At 64.1% G+C, this 17,744-nt stretch carries 17 protein-coding genes; 4 read left to right on the plus strand and 13 right to left on the minus strand.

From position 1 onward, the window contains the following. Position 1: 1 nt before the first annotated feature. From VI26_RS03110 to def, 8 genes are all read right to left on the minus strand, one after another. Entirely contained in the window at positions 2-757 is a 756-nt protein-coding gene (locus tag VI26_RS03110; protein WP_048408291.1) for a molybdopterin-synthase adenylyltransferase MoeB, read from the minus strand. Between the two features lie 99 nt (positions 758-856). Continuing rightward, complete coding sequence (locus tag VI26_RS03115) at positions 857-2,125, minus strand: sigma-54 dependent transcriptional regulator (protein ID WP_019100015.1); 1,269 nt, start codon at positions 2,123-2,125, stop codon at positions 857-859. Next, entirely contained in the window at positions 2,125-4,233 is a 2,109-nt protein-coding gene (locus VI26_RS03120; protein ID WP_048408292.1) for an ATP-binding protein, read from the minus strand. Before VI26_RS03120 ends, VI26_RS03115 begins: the two co-directional genes overlap by 1 nt. Further along, positions 4,233-4,805: a DUF4390 domain-containing protein gene (locus VI26_RS03125; RefSeq protein WP_231463722.1), complete on the minus strand. Its 573-nt coding sequence runs from the start codon at positions 4,803-4,805 to the stop codon at positions 4,233-4,235. Before VI26_RS03125 ends, VI26_RS03120 begins: the two co-directional genes overlap by 1 nt. Continuing rightward, entirely contained in the window at positions 4,792-6,042 is a 1,251-nt protein-coding gene (rsmB, locus tag VI26_RS03130) for a 16S rRNA (cytosine(967)-C(5))-methyltransferase RsmB (protein WP_048408294.1), read from the minus strand. Before rsmB ends, VI26_RS03125 begins: the two co-directional genes overlap by 14 nt. A 96-nt stretch (positions 6,043-6,138) precedes the next feature. Further along, positions 6,139-6,996 carry a zinc metalloprotease HtpX gene (gene htpX / locus VI26_RS03135; RefSeq protein WP_043635619.1) on the minus strand — a complete coding sequence of 286 codons (858 nt, stop codon included), beginning with the start codon at positions 6,994-6,996 and terminating at the stop codon, positions 6,139-6,141. Positions 6,997-7,032: 36 nt separating this feature from the next. Then, a complete protein-coding gene (gene fmt / locus VI26_RS03140; RefSeq protein ID WP_048408295.1) occupies positions 7,033-7,953 on the minus strand; it encodes a methionyl-tRNA formyltransferase in 921 nt (306 codons plus the stop codon). A gap of 37 nt (positions 7,954-7,990) precedes the next feature. Then, the gene (gene def, locus VI26_RS03145; RefSeq protein WP_048408296.1) at positions 7,991-8,494 is read right to left on the minus strand and encodes a peptide deformylase; all 504 of its coding nucleotides are present in this window, start codon (positions 8,492-8,494) and stop codon (positions 7,991-7,993) included. Positions 8,495-8,644: 150 nt separating this feature from the next. Between def and VI26_RS03150 the strand changes: the two genes are divergently transcribed. The 4 genes from VI26_RS03150 (at position 8,645) to topA (ending at position 13,810) form a co-directional block, all read left to right on the plus strand. Further along, on the plus strand, positions 8,645-9,679 hold the full coding sequence (locus VI26_RS03150) for a LysM peptidoglycan-binding domain-containing protein (RefSeq protein WP_048408297.1): 1,035 nt from the start codon (positions 8,645-8,647) through the stop codon (positions 9,677-9,679). After that, positions 9,676-10,755: a DNA-processing protein DprA gene (gene dprA / locus VI26_RS03155; RefSeq protein WP_048408298.1), complete on the plus strand. Its 1,080-nt coding sequence runs from the start codon at positions 9,676-9,678 to the stop codon at positions 10,753-10,755. Before VI26_RS03150 ends, dprA begins: the two co-directional genes overlap by 4 nt. A gap of 35 nt (positions 10,756-10,790) precedes the next feature. Next, positions 10,791-11,249, plus strand: coding sequence for a DUF494 family protein (locus tag VI26_RS03160; RefSeq protein ID WP_048408299.1), 459 nt, complete (start codon positions 10,791-10,793; stop codon positions 11,247-11,249). Between the two features lie 260 nt (positions 11,250-11,509). Beyond that, positions 11,510-13,810 (plus strand): type I DNA topoisomerase, encoded by a 2,301-nt coding sequence (topA, locus tag VI26_RS03165; RefSeq protein ID WP_048408300.1) that lies wholly within the window; start codon positions 11,510-11,512, stop codon positions 13,808-13,810. Positions 13,811-13,893: 83 nt separating this feature from the next. Here the strand turns inward: topA and VI26_RS03170 are convergent, their stop codons facing one another. From VI26_RS03170 to gshA, 5 genes are all read right to left on the minus strand, one after another. Then, positions 13,894-14,271 (minus strand): DUF1622 domain-containing protein, encoded by a 378-nt coding sequence (locus tag VI26_RS03170; RefSeq protein ID WP_048408301.1) that lies wholly within the window; start codon positions 14,269-14,271, stop codon positions 13,894-13,896. Positions 14,272-14,314: 43 nt separating this feature from the next. Next, a complete protein-coding gene (locus VI26_RS03175; protein ID WP_369799187.1) occupies positions 14,315-14,686 on the minus strand; it encodes a diacylglycerol kinase in 372 nt (123 codons plus the stop codon). A 140-nt stretch (positions 14,687-14,826) separates the two neighbouring features. Continuing rightward, positions 14,827-15,786: a glutathione synthase gene (gene gshB / locus VI26_RS03180; RefSeq protein WP_048408303.1), complete on the minus strand. Its 960-nt coding sequence runs from the start codon at positions 15,784-15,786 to the stop codon at positions 14,827-14,829. A gap of 5 nt (positions 15,787-15,791) precedes the next feature. Next, positions 15,792-16,406, minus strand: coding sequence for a hypothetical protein (locus VI26_RS03185; RefSeq protein WP_048408304.1), 615 nt, complete (start codon positions 16,404-16,406; stop codon positions 15,792-15,794). Beyond that, positions 16,403-17,692: a glutamate--cysteine ligase gene (gshA, locus tag VI26_RS03190; RefSeq protein ID WP_048408305.1), complete on the minus strand. Its 1,290-nt coding sequence runs from the start codon at positions 17,690-17,692 to the stop codon at positions 16,403-16,405. Before gshA ends, VI26_RS03185 begins: the two co-directional genes overlap by 4 nt. Positions 17,693-17,744 lie beyond the last annotated feature (52 nt).

Here is a 17,744-nt window from a genome sequence, read left to right on the forward strand (position 1 = left end):
TTCATCGCGTGGCGCACACCGCGCAAGCGGGATCACGCGGCACCCGGATCTGGCGGAACTCGCCAGCCAGCCCATCGTAAAGCGTCAGCCAACCCAGCCGCGGCGCGATGCCAGCCAATAGCTTGACCGCCTCCACTGCCTGCAAGCTGCCTATCACCCCCACCAGCGGCGACAGCACGCCGAAAGTCGCGCACGGCCCATCGCCGGCCTCGCCCTCGTCAGGGAACAGACAGTGATAGCAGGGAGACGCCGCGTCGCGCGGATCGAACACCGCCAACTGCCCGGAAAAACGTACCGCGGCGCCGGACACCAGCGGCGTGCCGGCAGCGACGCAGGCGCGGTTCACCGCGTGGCGGGTGGCGAAATTATCGCTGCAATCCAGCACCAGCTCGTGGTCGGCGGCCAACTGCGCCAGCTCCTCTGGACCCAAACGCCGCGCCAGCGGCGTTACCGTCACTTCGGGGTTGATCGCGCGCATGCGCTCGGCGGCGGACTCCGCCTTCAAACATCCGAGGCTATCACTGTGGTGAATAATCTGGCGCTGTAGATTGGACAGCTCCACCACATCGTCGTCGGCGATGCTGATCTGCCCTACGCCGGCGCTGGCCAGGTACAACGCCACCGGCGAGCCCAGTCCGCCGGCGCCGACAATCAGCGCCCGCGCCTGGCCCAAGCACTGCTGGCCTGCGATATCGATTTCCGGCAGCAGGATATGCCGGCTATAGCGCAATAGCGCTTCGTCGTTGAGTTCCATCATCTTTCCAGCCTAATCCGAACGCAGCCACCACGCCATCGTCCAAAAGCATAAGGCCAGCCGTATGCTGGCTGGCCTTATGTTCAAAGCTGAAACGCGGACTTATTCTTCCACCGTCTTGCGGGCGAACTTGATGCCCAGCTGCTTGAGCTTGCGGTACAGATGGGTGCGCTCCAGGCCCACCTTCTGCGCCACCCGGCTCATATTGCCGTTCTCCAGCGAGATATGGTACTCGAAGTAGCGCCGCTCCAACTGCTCGCGCAGTTCGCGCAGCGGCATATTGAAGTCGAAACCGGACTCCTCCACCGGCTTCTCGTGGCGGAACTGCGCCAGCACCTTGTTGACCTCGCCGGCATCCACCTCGTCGGACTCCGACGTCAGCGCCAGGCTCTTGATGATGCTGCGCAGCTGCTCCAGATTGCCCGGCCAGTCATACTGACGCAGCGCGTTGAGCGCGGCGGTGGTCAGTTTGCGCGCCGGCACCTGCTTGGACTCCACCAGCTCGGTCAGGATCTGCTCGGCGATGAAGATGATGTCCTCGGAATGCTCGCGCAGCGGCGGAATCGGCACGATCACGCTGGACAAGGCGGTCAGCAGCCGGTTGTCGCACTCGGGATCGACCAGCAATTCCTGCAAGGGACGGCTGCAGGAACACAGCAGCCGCACATTGAAACGGTCCAGCTTGGACAGCAGGAACAGCAGGCCTTGCTGCACGCGGCGGCCGTACTGGCCGATCTCCGGCAGGAACAACACGCCGTTATTCGCCTTTTGCAGCAGCTCCAGCGGCGCGTCCGCCAATTGCTCCTGCTTGGCCGGCGTCACCCACGGCGTATTTCCCTGGTGGAAAAAGCGCGCCACCAGCTCAAAGCCGGAGCCAGGCTCGCCGGTCAGCAACACCGGAGACTTGACCTTGGCCACGCGTTCCAGTTGCCGCTTCAACTCCTGGATCGGCTCGCTGCGGCCCAGCTTGTCCAGGTTCAGCGAGGTATTGGCCTGCATGTCGCCATACTTCAACGCGCGCTGCACCGTGGTCAGCAACTTTTGCAGCGCGATCGGCTTCTCCAGGAAGTCGAACGCGCCGATGCGAGTGGCTTCCACCGCGGTGTCGATGCTGGCATGGCCGGACATCATCACCACCGGCATGTTCAGCTGGCCGGACTTGGCCCACTCCTTGAGCAGCGTCACGCCGTCGCAATCCGGCATCCAGATGTCCAGCAACACCAACGCCGGACGCGTCTGGTTGCGCAGCTGTCTGGCCACCTCGGCGTTTTCCGCCAACGCAACGGTATACCCCTCGTCCTGCAGTATCTCGGAGAGTAATTCACGGATACCGATTTCGTCGTCAACAATCAAAATATCGCTGCTACGCATTAGGCCTCCAGCAATGGCAGGGAGAGAAGGATGCGCGCGCCGTTCGGTTCGAGATTGCCCACTTTGATCTGCCCGTGGTGGTCTTCAAGAATCTTCTTGACCACCGCCAGGCCAAGACCGGTACCCTTGGCCTTGCTAGTCACATAGGGTTCGAACACGCGTTGCAGGATCTCCGGAGCAAAGCCCGGACCATTATCCTCCACGCTAACGAGCGCATAGCCTTCTTCTTTTCGGCTGCTAATTTGAATCATCGGGATGTCAACGTCAAGGACCGCATCTTGCGCGTTCTGAATCAGGTTATGTAAAACCTGGCGCAACAATGCCGCATCCGCCATGATCATCAACGGCCTTTCATCAAGCGCCATCTTAACAGCAGAGTTGGATTCGTAAAGAGCCATCACCTCCCGCACCACTTGATTCAGGTCCAATTCGGTCAACTTGGTGCGCGGCGCGCGCGCGTAATCGCGGAAGGCGTCGACCATGGCCTTGAGCGCGCCCACCTGCTTGATGATGGTATCGGTGGAGCGGCGCAGCATGTCGGAATCGGCGCCGGCCAGCTTGTCCTGCAGCTTCATCGCCAGCCGTTCCGCCGACAATTGAATCGGCGTCAGCGGATTGCGGATCTCGTGCGCCAGCCGCTTGGCCACCTCGCCCCAGGCCGCGTCGCGCTGGGCGCGCGCCAGTTCGGTAATGTCGTCGAACACCACCACATAGCCATCCGCCGACGCTTCCGGCAAATGCGCGCCGCGCACCAGCAAGGTGCGCTCGCCCTGCACCGTCAGATAGCTGAGCTGGGTTTTCCAATCGCTGTCGCTGTTCTTGGACGCATACTCCAGCACGCATTCCACCAACGGCGCCACCGCCGGAATCGTGGTGGCCCAGTGCGGGAAATCGCGGTCGGACACCTCGGCGAAATCCACGCCCAGAATGCGCGAAGCGCTGGTATTGGCCGCGCGCAGCTGCCAGTCGGCGCCGAAGGCGATCACGCCGGCGCTCAGGTTGGCCAGGATGCTTTCCAGGTAAAGCTTGCTGCTTTCCAGCTCGCTGCGGCTCAGGTCGGCGGCGTGGCGCGCGTCCTCCAGCTGCTGCGTCATGCGGTTGAACAGCGTGGTCAGCATGCCCAGTTCATCGCGGCGGTATACCGGATGGCGCTTGGAAAAGTCGCCCTGCGCCACCGCCCGGGTGCCGGCGGCCAGTTCGGACAGCGGCGCCGACAGCCGCTCGGACAGGAATAAGGCGAAGGCCAGCGCCGCGGTCAGCGCCAGCAGCGCGGACAAGGCCAGCGTCAGCATATAGAAGGTGGTCAGGCCCTCGCGCCCCAGCAGCAGTTGCCGGTATTCCGCGCGCGCGGTCTCGATCTGTTCGGCGTCCTGGGCAATGCTGCCCGGCGCCGATTGCAAGGCCTGCAGCACGCGCTGCTGGCTGTCCAGATTGCGATAGATCAGCAGCGATTTCAGCACCAGGCCGCTGCCGCCGTCGTTCTCGAAACTGTCCAGAGTTTGACGCGGCCTGAGCTTGGCGATACTGTCGCGCCCCAAGGAAGGAGGCACTCGCTCGCTGAGGCCGCCGGCAAAGGCCAGCAGCTGGCCGCTGCGGCTATAGACAGCAAGCTCGCGCAATCCCAATTGCTCGCGCAGCCGCTCCAGCCGCGCCGGCAGCAGCCCTTCCGGCAAGGACTCGATCTCGTCCTGCACCGAGCGCGCGCGCCGGCTCAGATCTTCCTGCACATAGTGCAGCGAATTGCGCGCCAGCCCCAGGCTGCGGTCCAGCGCCGATTCGACGCGCACATCGAACCAGCTCTCAATGCTGCGGGTCAGGAACTGGGCGGAGACGGTGAACACCAGGATGCCGGGCACCAGGGCCACCACCGCGAACATCATCACCAGCTTCTGGGTCAGCTTGGCGCCGAACACCCGGTCGCGCACCCGCTGGCGCAAGCGCAGCAACTGGCGCGCCACCACGCCCAGCAGCGTGGCGAGCAAAAGGCCGTTCAGGCCGAACACCCACCAGTAGTAATCGTTAAGCTTGGAGGCGTTGCCAGTGGCCAGCGCCAGCAAATAGAGCAGGATGGCGCCCAGCGTCGCCAGCGCGACAACCGCGTAGCGCATCAGCTGCCATCCTTTACGTCCAGCTTGACCCAGTCCGACGACAGCGACCAGTCAGCCGAACCCAGCGCGTTCAGTTGGAAGGGCTTGGGCAGTTCGCCGATATCCAGCAGCAGCCGCACCTGACCGGCCACGCGCCCCGGCGCGCGCGGGTCCAGCGTGCCGTTATTGAGCACGCGCCAGCCCTGGATCGCGCCCACGGCGCCCAGCGCCTCGCGCAATGTGGGATAGAAATTGGACAGTCCACCGATGGTGACCCGGTAGCGATTGGTCAAGGACTGGTAGGACAGTTTGAAACCAAGCTGGGCGTGCGGATCGAACCATTCGCTGAAATTCAGATAGTAAGCGGTCAGCCGCGGCTTGGTCAGTTGGAACTCCAGCCGGAACGGCAACACCACGCCTTGCTCCAGCGCATCGCTGAGACTGGGCGTCAAGCGCGTCTGAAAGCGAGTGCTGACGGACAGCTGGCCGTCCGCCGTCACTTCCGCCTCGGCCCGCCGCGAGCTGATGGTCTCGGCCTGCGCCGCCATGGCGAGGCCGGCCAGCAAACACAGCAGCAGGCTAATGTTTTTCAAGCAACGCGTAATAAAAGCCGTCATGACGCTCACAAGGAAGCAACTGCTCCTGCTTCAGGCACGCGGCGTCCGCGTGGCGGTTCAGGAAGGAGTCGAGCTGTTGCTGATTCTCTTCGGGGAAAATGGAGCACGTAGCGTAAAGCATTTTGCCGCCGGAGGCGAGCAAAGGCCACAGCGCGTCGGCCATCGCCGCCTGCTGCACGCCTAGCGCGGCAAAGTCGCCCGGGCGCCGCAGCCACTTGATGTCCGGATGGCGGCGCGCCACGCCGCTGGCGGAACACGGCACATCGGCGAGAATGCGGTCGAAGGGCTGGCCGTCCCACCAGCCGTCCGGCTGGCCGGCGTCGGCGACATGCAGCCGGGCGGTGGCGCCGATGCGCTCCAGATTGTCCGCCACGCGCTGCAGCCGCTGCTCGTCGATGTCCAGCGCGGTCACGCTGACATCGGCGCTCTCCAGAATGTGGCCGGTCTTGCCGCCGGGCGCGGCGCAAGCATCCAGCACGCGCTGGCCGGCGCGCAGGTCCAGCCAATGCGCGGCCTGCTGCGCGCCCCAGTCCTGCACCGACACCTCGCCGTCGGCGAAGCCGGGCAGCTCGCGCACATTCACCGGCCGCGCCAGCTTGATCGAGCCGCCGTCCAGCGCCTCGCCGTCCAGGCCGGCCGCGCGCAGCCGCTCCAGATAGGCCGCGGCGTCGCCATGGCGGCGGTTGACGCGCAAGGTCATCGGAGGATGGCTGTTGTCGGCGTCCAGGATGGCGCGCCAAGCGTCCGGATAGGCGCGCTGCAAGCCCTTCACCCACCACAGCGGATGATTGAAGCTGGCTTCAAGGTCTTTTTCCGCCGCTCGTTCCAGCGCCGCGCGCTGACGCAGGAAGTTGCGCAGCACTCCGTTGACCAGACCCTTGAAATTGCCCTTGGCCAGCCTCCCGGCCAGGGTCACCGCCTCGTTCACCACCGCGTACTCGGCGGCGCGGGTATGCAGCAATTGATAGAAGGCCACGATCAACACCCGCTCCAGCACCGGCTCGGGCAAGGGCTTGGCCACCAATTGGCGCAGATAAAAGCGCAGCCGCGCCAAGTGGCGCAGGCTGCCATAGCTCAGATCCTGCAGCGCGCCGCGCTCGGACGGGCTCAGATCGGGCGCCTTGCGCTGGGCTTCGGCCAAGGCCTCGGTCAGATTGGTTCCGGACTCGACGCGCAACAGGATGTTGGCGGCCAATTGCTGAATATGATGCATGGGTGCCTTCTATAACGACATAACAAACAGGCCAATGCCGGTCGGCATTGGCCTTGTGCGGTCATCGCGGCGCGGCGGCCGCGCGACGCTCTTCAATTAATATACGCCGCGCGCCATCGCTTGCAGCCGTTCGATGCGATCGGCGGTCTGCGGATGGGTTCGGAACAGATCGCCCATCCCGCCGCCGCCGGACAGCGGATTGATGATCATCATCTGCGCGGTTTCCGGATGCGCCTCGGCGGTGGGCATCACGATGCCCTGGGCGTAATACTCGATCTTCTGCAATGCGGACGCCAGCGCCAGCGGATCGCCGGAAATCTCGGCGCCGCCACGGTCGGCCTCGAATTCGCGCGCGCGCGAAATCGCCATCTGGATCAGACTGGCCGCCAGCGGCGCCAGCAGGGCGATGGCCAGGCGCGGCAGCAAGCCCACCGGCTGGCCGTTCTCATCGCGGCCGCCAAAGAACATGGCGAAGTTGGCCAGCGCCGAAATCGCGCCGGCCATGGTCGCGGAAATGGTGGAGATCAAGGTGTCGCGGTGCTGGACATGAGCCAGCTCATGCGCCATCACCCCGCGCAGCTCACGGTAGTCCAGCATGCGCATGATGCCGCTGGTGGCGGCCACCGCCGCGTGCTCCGGGCTGCGACCGGTGGCGAAGGCGTTGGGCTGCTCTTCGTGGATCACGTAGACGCGCGGCATCGGCAGGCCGGCGCGCTGCGCCAGTTCCGCCACCATGCCGTAGAATTCCGGCGCGCTCTGGGCGTCCACTTCCTGCGCGTTGTACATGCGCAGCACCATTTGGTCGGAATTCCACCAGGCGAACACATTCATCGCCCCGCCAAACAGCAGGGCCAGGATCATGCCGCTCTTGCCGCCTATCATGCCGCCGATCACGGCGAACAGCGCTAGGATCGCCGCCATCAGCAAAGTGGTTTTGAACCAGTTGTCCGTCATCGCTCGCTGCCTTTCACTCCTTGTCCATCAATCCGTTCACGCGCCCAGGCGCACGCCCGGCAAATGGCCGCGGCCGGCGACGAAATCGCGCGCGGCCAACCGCTTGCCGCCCGCCGCCTGCAGCACGCTCAAGCGCACCAGGCCAGCGCCACAGCCCACCAGCACGCCGTCCGCGTCCGCGGCGACGATCACGCCCGGTTCGGCTTCGCCGGCTTCGGCGCTGGCCATCCACAGTTTCAGCGGCTCGCCGGCCAGCAAGGTATGCGCGCCGGGCGCCGGGTTGTAGGCGCGGATCGCCCGCGCCACGTCCTGCGCCGGCAGGCTCCAATCCACCAAGGCCTCGGCCTTGTTCAGCTTCTGCGCGTAAGTGACGCCCGCTTCCGGCTGCTTGCGCGGCTGAATGGCGTCCAGCCCGGCCAGCGTGGAGACGATGGCGCGCGCGCCCTCTTCCGCCAGCTTGTCATGCAGCGTGGCGGCGGTTTCATCGGCGGCGATGGCCACCGGATGGATGGACAGCATGTCGCCGGTGTCCAGGCCCACGTCCATCTGCATGATGGTGATGCCGGTTTCGGCGTCGCCGGCCAGGATGGCGCGCTGAATCGGCGCGGCGCCACGCCAGCGCGGCAACAGCGAGGCGTGGATGTTCAGACAGCCGCGCGCCGGGATGTCCAGCACCGCCTGCGGCAGGATCAGGCCATAAGCGGCCACCACCATCAGCTCGGCGCCGACATCGCGCAGCATCTGCTGCGCCTCCTCGTTGCGCAGCGACACCGGCTGCTCCACGCGCAGGCCGTGCTCCAGCGCGACGGCCTTGACCGGGCTGGGTTTCAATTTCATGCCGCGGCCGGCCGGACGGTCCGGCTGGGTCAGCACCAGGGCGATTTCATGGCCGGCGGCGATCAGCTCTCGCAGCGCTGCGGCGGCAAACTCCGGCGTACCGGCAAAGATCAATTTCATTCAAACCATTCCGGACGGAGCGCCGATGGCGCGTCCATCACATATTCTGTTTTTCACGCTTTTTCAGCTTGGTCTTGATGCGGGTCTGCTTCATCTGGGACAGGTATTCAACGAATACCTTGCCGTCCAGGTGATCGATCTCGTGCTGGATGCAGATCGCCAGCAGGCCGTCTGCTTCCAGTTCGAACGGCTTGCCGTTGCGGTCCAGCGCGCGCACTTTGACGCGCTCGGCGCGGGTCACCTTGTCGTAGATGCCGGGCACGGACAAGCAGCCCTCCTCGTACACGGTCTCGCCGTCCTTCTGCAGGATTTCCGGGTTGATGAACACGCGACGCTCGTTCCGCTCCTCGGAAATGTCCATCACCACCAGGCGGTGGTGGAAATCGACCTGGGTCGCGGCCAGTCCGATGCCTTTGGCTTCGTACATGGTCTCGAACATATTGTCGATCTGCGTCTGCAAGGCCTCGTCGAAGACCTCCACCGGCTTGGCCACGGTGTGCAGCCGTTCATCCGGGTAATGCAAAATATTCAACAATGCCATCGGATTTAATGACTCCCCATCGTTTCAATCACTCATCAAGTTGTCGTATCGCAATCGGCACGCCGATAATAGACATGTTCGAAACGCGATTCGTTGCATGCGGGCCACCCCCCGCAGGTGTCCGTCCACCTTCATATTGGGGCATTTCCCATGCGTAAAAGCATTATATCCTTCGCCTTGGCCCTCGGGCTCGCCGTGCCCGGTTTCGCTGCTGACCTGCAACTGAAAGCGGATGCGCCCAGCCGCTACACCGTGAAGCGCGGCGACACGCTGTGGAGCATTTCCGGGCGCTACCTGAACAGCCCCTGGAAATGGCCCCGCCTGTGGCGGATGAACCAAGGCGAAATCAAGAACCCGCACTGGATTTATCCTGGCGATGTGCTGGCGCTGGACTATGTGGACGGCCAGCCGCGCTTGTCGCTGGCCAGGGGCGCGCAACGCGAGGTCAAGCTGTCGCCGCAGGCGCGCATCGAAGCCCAGGATCTGGCGGTGGCCAGCATCCCGGCTTCCGCGATCGAGCCCTTTCTCAAGCGCCCGCTGGTGGTGGACATGGCGCAATTCATGCAAGCGCCCAAGCTGATCGCCGGCCCGGAAGAACGCATCAGCGTCACCACCGGCGACCGGGTCTACGCCACCGGCATCACCGAGGCTGGCACCTGGCAGGCCTACCGCCTGGGCAAACCGCTGCTGGACCCGGACAGCAAACAAGTGCTGGGCATAGAAGCCACGTATAGCGGCGACCTGGTTGCCGACAAGGCGCAAGGCGAAGTCCAGACGCTCAAGGTCAGGAATACCAGCGAGGAAATCATGGTCGGCGATCGCCTGATGCGCGCGCCGCGCCAGAATTTCAACAATTACGCGCCACACCCGGCCAGCGCGCAGATGAGCGGCAAAGTGGTCTCAATCTACAACGGCGTGGACGGCGCGGCGCAATACTCCACTATTGTACTCAATCTGGGCAGCGCGCAGGGAGTTGAAAACGGCCATGTGTTCGGTCTGTTCAAAAAGGGCCGCCCACTGGAAATCAAGGACGAGCAAGGCAAGCGCACGGTGGCATTGCCGGCGGAGCGCGCCGGCAATGCCTTCGTCTACCGCGTGTTCGACAAAGTCTCCTACGCGCTGGTTCTCGATAGCACCGGCCCGATCTATGTCGGCGACGGCGTGGCCAGTCCCGAGCAAGAATGACGCAGCCTCCGCACGACTGGCTGTTGCTGGCGCTGACCCCCGGCATCGGTCCGGCCGGCTTTCTGCGGCTGATCGACGCCTTCGGCAGCGCCGCCGCCGCGCTGGACGCCAACAGCCGCCAGACCGAGCCCCTGATCGGCAAAGAAGCCGCCGCCGCGCTGCGCGGCCGCGAGGCCGAAGCCGCCGCCGACTCCGCGCAGCAATGGGCGCAAACCCCTGGCTGCCAACTGGTGTCCTTGCTGGATGACGACTATCCGCCGCAGTTGGCCGAATCCGGCTCGCCGCCGCCGCTGCTGTTCGCCCGCGGTCGACGCGAACTGCTGGCCCACCCCATGCTGGCCATCGTCGGCAGCCGCGCAGCCACACCGCAGGGCCGGCAGAACGCGGAAAGCTTCGCTAGCGAATTGGCCGAGCACGGCTATTGCATCGTCAGCGGCATGGCCAGCGGCATCGACGCCGCCGCCCACCACGGCGCGCTGACCCAGCCGGCCTCCACCATCGCCGTGGTCGGCACCGGCATAGACCGCGTCTACCCGGCCGGCAACCGCCAGCTGGCGCACCGCATCGCCGAGGAAGGGTTGATCCTGTCCGAGTTCGCGCTGGGCATGGGGCCGCTGGCCGGCCATTTCCCGCGCCGCAACCGCATCATCGCCGGGCTCAGCCGCGGCTGCCTGGTGGCCGAGGCCAACACCGGCTCCGGCTCGCTGATCACCGCGCGGCTGGCGATGGAGAACAACCGCGAAGTGATGGCCATCCCCGGCTCCATCCACAATCCGCAATCGCGCGGCTGCCACCGCCTGATCAAGGACGGCGCCAAGCTGGTGGAAACCGTGGACGACGTGCTGGACGAAGTGGGCCGCCTGCAACGCCAGCCTCCCCGCGCCCAGCCGGCGGTTGTCGCCGCGGAATCGCCGCTGCTTGAAGCCATGGGATTCGACCCCATCAGTATCGATGCACTTTCAACCACGCTCGGGTTGACTGTGGGGGAGCTTTACGCGATGCTGCTCGAACTTGAGCTGGCCGGCCTGGTGGCCAGCCATCCCGGCGGGCTTTTTCAACGCCTGAAATCGGGCTGAACCGCGCTAACCCGCACTTTGATAAAGACAGATTGATGTTTGACGTACTCGCCTTCCTGTTTGAACAATTCCGCGATCCGGAAGCCTTTGGCGACCGCGGCGTGCTGATGCGCCAGCTGGAAGCCGCCGGTTTCGAAGACGAGGAGATCAACGACGCGCTGGACTGGCTGGATGGCGTCAGCGGCCTGGACGACAGCGGCTATCTCGGCGCCAACGAGGCCAGCGGCATCCGCGTCTACGCTGAAGACGAGGTGGAACACCTGCCCGCCGACGTGCGCGGCCTGCTGCAGTTTCTGGAAGACCACGGCGCCTTGACGCCGGCGCAGCGCGAAATGGTGATAGACCGGCTGATGGACCTGCCCGCCGACGATATCAACGTAGGCAGCGCCAAGCTGGTGGCCTTGATGGTGTTGTGGGCGCAACAGGCGGAGCTGCCCATTCTGCTGGGAGAGGCGCTGCTGGATGCCGTGCATGGCGAACCCACCATGCAATGACTTGTCAGGCGTCTGGGCCGGGCTTAACATGCCGCCCTTGCTTGTCTCGGCTGGCACCCGAACCAAAGAGCGCTCTTGCGCTCTTGTTTTATTTGACGAATATATTTTCTGTCGACGCGATTTTTCCGAACGGACATTCCCGCACGGTCGACGGGAACGCAGCACCACGCAGAGGCTCAAAGCCATGCCGCGACGGCAGGCTTGCGAAGCCCGACGGATCAGCCGGCGCGCCGGCGCTTGCAAACAATTGAAAAGATAATATGCCCACCAGTCTCTTGATCGTCGAATCGCCGTCCAAGGCGAAAACGCTGAAGAAATACCTAGGCCCGGACTTTGAAGTCCTGGCCTCCTACGGCCATGTGCGCGATCTGGTGCCCAAGAACGGCGCGGTGGACCCAGAAAAAGGGTTCGCGATGAAATACCAGTTGATCGCGCGCAACAGCAAGCATGTCGACGCCATCGTCAAGGCGGTGGGCGACGCCGAACACATCTATCTGGCAACTGACCCGGACCGCGAAGGCGAAGCCATTTCCTGGCATCTGGTGCAGATCCTGAACAGCAAGAAACTGCTGAAGAACAAGACCGCCCAACGCGTGGTGTTCCACGAGATCACCAAGAACGCGGTGCTGGAAGCGATCCAGAACCCGCGCGAAATCGCGCAGAACCTGGTGGACGCGCAGCAGACCCGCCGCGCGCTGGACTACCTGGTGGGCTTCAACCTGTCGCCGCTGCTGTGGAAGAAGATCCGCCGCGGCCTGTCCGCCGGCCGCGTGCAGAGCCCGGCGCTGCGGCTGATCTGCGAGCGCGAGAACGAAATCCGCGCCTTCGTCGAGCAGGAGTACTGGTCGGTGCATCTGGACAGCCACAAGGGCCGCACCAAGTTCGGCGCCAAGCTGACCACAATGGCCGGCAAGAAGCTGGAACAATTCGACATACCCAATGAGGCCGAGCAGGCCGGCATACTGGCGCGCTTGGAAGGCCACCCGGCGGTGGTCAGCGCCATCGAGAAGAAAAAGAAATCGCGCAGCCCCGCCGCGCCATTCACCACCTCCACGCTGCAGCAGGAGGCCGTGCGCAAGCTGGGCATGACCACTGACCGCACCATGCGCACCGCGCAGCAGCTGTACGAGGGCATAGACATCGGCCAGGGCACCGTCGGTCTGATCACCTATATGCGTACCGACTCGGTGGCGCTGGCCGGCGAAGCGGTGGAGGAAATCCGCGGCTATATCGGCCTCAAGTTCGACGGCGACTACCTGCCGAAGAACCCGGTGGCCTACAAGAACAAGTCCAAGAACGCCCAGGAAGCGCACGAGGCGATCCGCCCCACCTCCATCCTGCGCACGCCGGAAATGGTCAAGCCCTTCCTGACCACCGATCAGTTCAAGCTCTACGACATGGTCTGGAAACGGACCCTGGCTTGCCAGATGGCGCCGGCCAAGTTCGACACCACCAGCATAGACATCGCCGTCGGCGAAGGCATGTTCCGCGCCACCGGCCAAGTGCAGACCTTTGCCGGCTTCCTCGCCGTGTATGAAGAAGACGTGGACGACGCCGAGGATGAGGACAACGCCAAGCTGCCGCTGCTGGAAGAGGGCGAGACCCTGCCGGTGGACAAGCTCTACGGCACCCAGCACTTCACCCAGCCACCGCCGCGTTATTCGGAAGCATCGCTGGTGAAGGCGCTGGAAGAATTCGGCATTGGCCGCCCGTCCACCTACGCCAGCATCATCTCGACGCTGAAGGACCGCGAATACGTGGTGCTGGACAAGAAGCGCTTCCTGCCCACCGACACCGGCGACATCGTCAACAAATTCCTGACCGAGCATTTCGCGCAATACGTGGACTACAACTTCACCGCCAAGCTGGAAAACCAGCTGGATGAAGTGGCCAACGGCCAGCGCGAGTGGGTGCCGGTGATGGACAGCTTCTGGAAGAACTTCTCCAAGCAGATCACGGAGAAGGAAAGCATTTCCCGCGCCGAGGTCACCACCGAGAGCCTGGACGAAGCCTGTCCCAAATGCAGCAAGCCGCTGTCCATCAAGTTCGGCAAGCGCGGCCGCTTCATCGCCTGCACCGGCTATCCGGACTGCGATTACACCCGCAATATCGGCGAAACCGCCGAACAGGCGGCGGAAGAGGCGGAAGCGCCAACGGTGATCGAAGGCCGCAGCTGCCCGGAATGCGGCGGTGAATTGCACATCAAGAAGGGCCGTTACGGCAAGTTCATCGGCTGCGCCAACTATCCGAAGTGCAAGCACATCGAACCGCTGGAAAAGCCGCGCGAAACCGGCGTGGAATGCCCGGAATGCAAGGCCGGCCAGCTGATCGAGCGCAAGAGCCGCTACGGCAAGCTGTTCTATAGCTGCAATACCTATCCCAAGTGCAAGTACGCCACTTGGAACCCGCCGGTGGCCGAGCCCTGCCCGAAGTGCAACTGGCCGATCCTGACCATCAAGACCACCAAGCGCCGCGGCACCGAGAAAGTCTGCCCGCAGAAGGAATGCGGTTATAGCGAGGTGATCGCGCCGCCGGAAGGCAAGGAAGCCGAGCCAAGCTAAGTCGCCCGCGCTTAAAGCAACAGCCCTGCATGGGAAAACCGTGCAGGGCTGTTTGTTTATTACTGCGCAGGCAAGAGGCCGGTTCAGGCCGGCGGCGGCTTGAGCCGACGCACCGCCTCGGCTTCACGGATTTCCCTGCCCAGGAAGTAATTGAGCGCGGTGCGCAGCACCGCGATGGCGCCCAACTTGCCGATCTGATCCCAACTGGGCGCCACCGCGGTGGACAGGATATCGGCCGCCAGCTGCAACTCCAAGGCCAGCGCCAGAAAGCGGGCGAAGCTGAGCCGCACCTGATTGTAATCAGCGTGATCCGGGCTCAGGCAGCGGCGGATATAGCGCAGGCCCAGGGTCAGGATGCCGACGCCTATCACCAGCGCGCCCAGCGCCTCCACGCCCAGCTTGAGCCAGAGCACCATATTCAGCACCCACTCCTCGACTCCGGATTCCACTGGCGACATCATCTGACGGCTCCTCTTGATTCAGGCAGCGCTCACCTTACCCGCTTCAGCCGAACAGCACCAGGCTCCACACCGCGGTCAGATTGATCAGGCCCAGCAATTGAGCGGCGCTGCCCATGTCCTTGGCGCGCTTGGCCAGCGGATGCCGCTCCAGCGAAGTATGATCCACCGCCGCCTCGATCGCGGAGTTCAGCAGCTCGATGATCAGCGTCGCCAGCGAACTGGCCACCAGCAAGGCACGCTCCAACGGCTGGGCGTGAATGACGAAGGCCAGCGGGATCAACACCACCGCCAGCAGCACCAGTTGACGGAAGGCGTCCTCATGCCGGAACGCCGCCTTGAGGCCGTCCAGCGAGTAGCCGAAGGCGTTGATCAGGCGGGTGATCCCGGTTTTGCCTTTGAATGGGCTTTCTTTCATTGCTAGGTCCATGCGCTTGGGGCACAAAGCGGCGTCGGATGACGACCGGCGCCCCAGCATGCCAGCCCAAGATGACGCCAATAAAAAATCAAAACGGCCGGCATTGTCGCCGGCCGTGTCAAAGGTCGCTGCAATCGGCGTTAATGCGCCAGGCAGCGCCGCTCCAGCGCGTCGATGTACAGGCCGGCGACATTGATCTCGGTCTGATCCATGATCTCGCGGAAGCAGGTGGGACTGGTGACGTTGACCTCGGTCAGATAGTTGCCGATCACATCCAGGCCCGCCAGCAGAATGCCGCGTTTCTTCAGCTCCGGCCCCACTGCCTCGGCGATCTCGCGATCGCGCGCGCTCAGCGGCCGCGCCTCGCCGCGACCGCCTGCCGCCAGGTTGCCGCGGGTTTCCCCGGCGGCGGGAATCCGCGCCAGGCACCAGTCCACCGGCTCGCCGTCGATTACCAGGATGCGTTTGTCGCCGTCGCGGATCTCCGGAATATAACGCTGCGCCATCACCGTGCGCTTGCCGCGCAGGGTAATGGTTTCAATAATCACCGACAGATTGGCGTCGTCCGGACGCACCCGGAAGATGCTATCGCCGCCCATGCTGTCCAGCGGCTTCAGGATCACGTCCTGATGCTGATTGACGAAGGTGCGCAGCCGGTGCGATTCGCCGGTGATCAGCGTCGGCGCGGTCAGCTCCGGGAATTGCAGAATGGCCAGCTTCTCGTTGAAATCACGCAAGGCCTGGCCGCTGGTGAACACCTTGGCGCCCTGGGCCTCCGCCAGCGTGAACAACTGCGAGGCGTACAAGTACTCCATGTCGAACGGCGGGTCCTTGCGCATCACCACGGCGCTAAAGGCCTGCAAGGGCTGGCGGTGCAGCTCGCCCAGCTTGAACCAGGCGGGATGTTCGCCCGCGTTCTGACCAGTCAGGCTCAGATCGCGCGCATCCACCAGCACGCGTCCGCCTTCCACCGATAACTGGTGCGCCTCGGCGAAGCTCAGGGCGTGGCCGCGTGCGGCCGCCTCCTGCATCATCGCGAAGGTAGTGTCCTTGTAAAGCTTGAAGTGATCCAGCGGATCGGCAATGAACAAGATACGCATGCTTGTCAGTCCTCGCTTGGCTTGGCGGTATCGCGCAATATGCGCGCCATATCGCCTCGCGCTTTTTCCATCATCTCATCGGCTTGGGCGGCAACGGCAAGAAAGGCCTCCTCGCCGGCTCCATTATAGGAGCAGCCCAGATAGCGCAGTGGCTCGTCCTGTGGCGCGCCCAGCAGCGCCGCCATCGGATTGGCCGGCATCTGATAGGCCGACAACATCGGCCCGTCATTGCCGACAAAGCGGTAATACTGCTCCGTCGCCCGGATAGGCGCGCGTTTGAGCCGCAGCCGGGACGCGGCTTCGGCCATTGTCCAAGCGGACGGCAGCGGCACCGACACGAACTCCTTGTGCAGCGCCAGCCGCGTCGTCTCCACGCCGAACACCCGGATCGGCCGCTGCAGATCGTAGACATACACGCCCAGGCTGCTGGCCTGCTCACTCTTGCGTATCCAGGCCGGCCCCTTGTCGAACACCACGTCCAGCAAGGCCGGCTGCAGCGCCTGGTAGCGCTCGAACGATGCGCACTGCACCAATTCCTCCAGCGCCTGCGGCGTCAAGGCCTCGTCGGCGGCCGCCGAGGCCGTCGCCGCCAACAGCGCCAGGCTCAGCCAGGCTTTCATTCCTCCGCGTCCGGATCGGTGGCTTCCAGTTCCAGCGCCGCCGCCAGCAAGGCCAGCCGCGAGATCACGCCATAGGCGTAGAAACGGTTGGGCGCACAGTCCGGCGTGCCTTGGCGGTCCGGCAGGCAAGCGGTCTCGAACGATAGCGGCACGAAGTGCATGCCGGGCGCGTTCAGGTTCTCGTCTATGCCGCGGCCGGTATGCACGCGGTAGAAGCCGCCGGTCACATAGCGGTCCATCATGTAAACCACCGGCTCCGCCACCGCGTCTTCCACCGTTTCGAAGGTGTACACGCCCTCCTGGACGATGACCTCGGACACCTCCAGGCCTTCCTTGACCACCGACATCTTGTTGCGCGCCTTGCGGTTCAGGCCCAGCACCTCGTCCGGGCTCTTCACGCTCATCACGCCCATGCCGTAAGTGCCGGCATCGGCCTTGACGATGACGAAGGGCTCGTTGTCTATGCCGTACTCGCGGTATTTGATCCGGATTTTCTCCAGCATCCGCGACACTTCGTCCGCCAGTTGCTCCTCGCCGGTGCGGGCGTGGAAGTCCAGGCCGCTACAGCTGGCGAAATAGGGATTGATGGTCCAGGGATCGATGGAGATCAAGCGCGCGAAGTCCTCGCACACCTTGTCGTAGGCGGCGAAGTGGTTGCTCTTGCGGCGCACCGCCCAACCCGCGTGCAGCGGCGGCAACAGGTTTTGCTCCAGGCCCTTGAGCAGGTCGGGAATGCCGCCGGACAAATCGTTGTTCAGCAGGATCACGCAGGGATTGAAGCCATCCGCCAATACCAGGCGGTTGCCGCGGCGCTCTATGGGCTCCAGGCGCACGGTGTCGCCATTGGCGGATAGCAGCTCGGTCGGCTCGGTGATTTCCGGATTCAGCGAACCCAAGCGCACCTTGAGGCCGGCCTGTTCGAAAATATGCACCAGCGCGGCGATATTCTGCAGGTAGAAGGTGTTGCGGGTGTGGTTTTCCGGAATCAGCAGAATGCTGCGCGCTTCCGGACACACTTTCTCCACCGCGCTTTGCGCGGCGTGCACCGCCAGCGGCAGGAAATCGCGGTTCAGGTTGTTGTGGCCGCCGGGGAACAGGTTCATGTCCACCGGCGCCAGCTTGAAGCCGCTGTTGCGCAGGTCCACCGAGCCATAGAACGGCGCCGCGTGGTTGTGCCACTGACTGCGGAACCAGTGTTCGATCTGAGGCTGGGCAGTCAGGATGCGGCTTTCCAGTTCGTAAAGCGGGCCGGTCAAAGCGGTTGCCAGATGCGGAACGGGCGGCATGAGATCCCCTTGGGTTTTCGAATTGAATTCGCTAATGGTGGGGGTGGCGAGG

The organism is Chromobacterium sp. LK1 (genome assembly GCF_001043555.1).
GTDB lineage: Bacteria > Pseudomonadota > Gammaproteobacteria > Burkholderiales > Chromobacteriaceae > Chromobacterium > Chromobacterium aquaticum.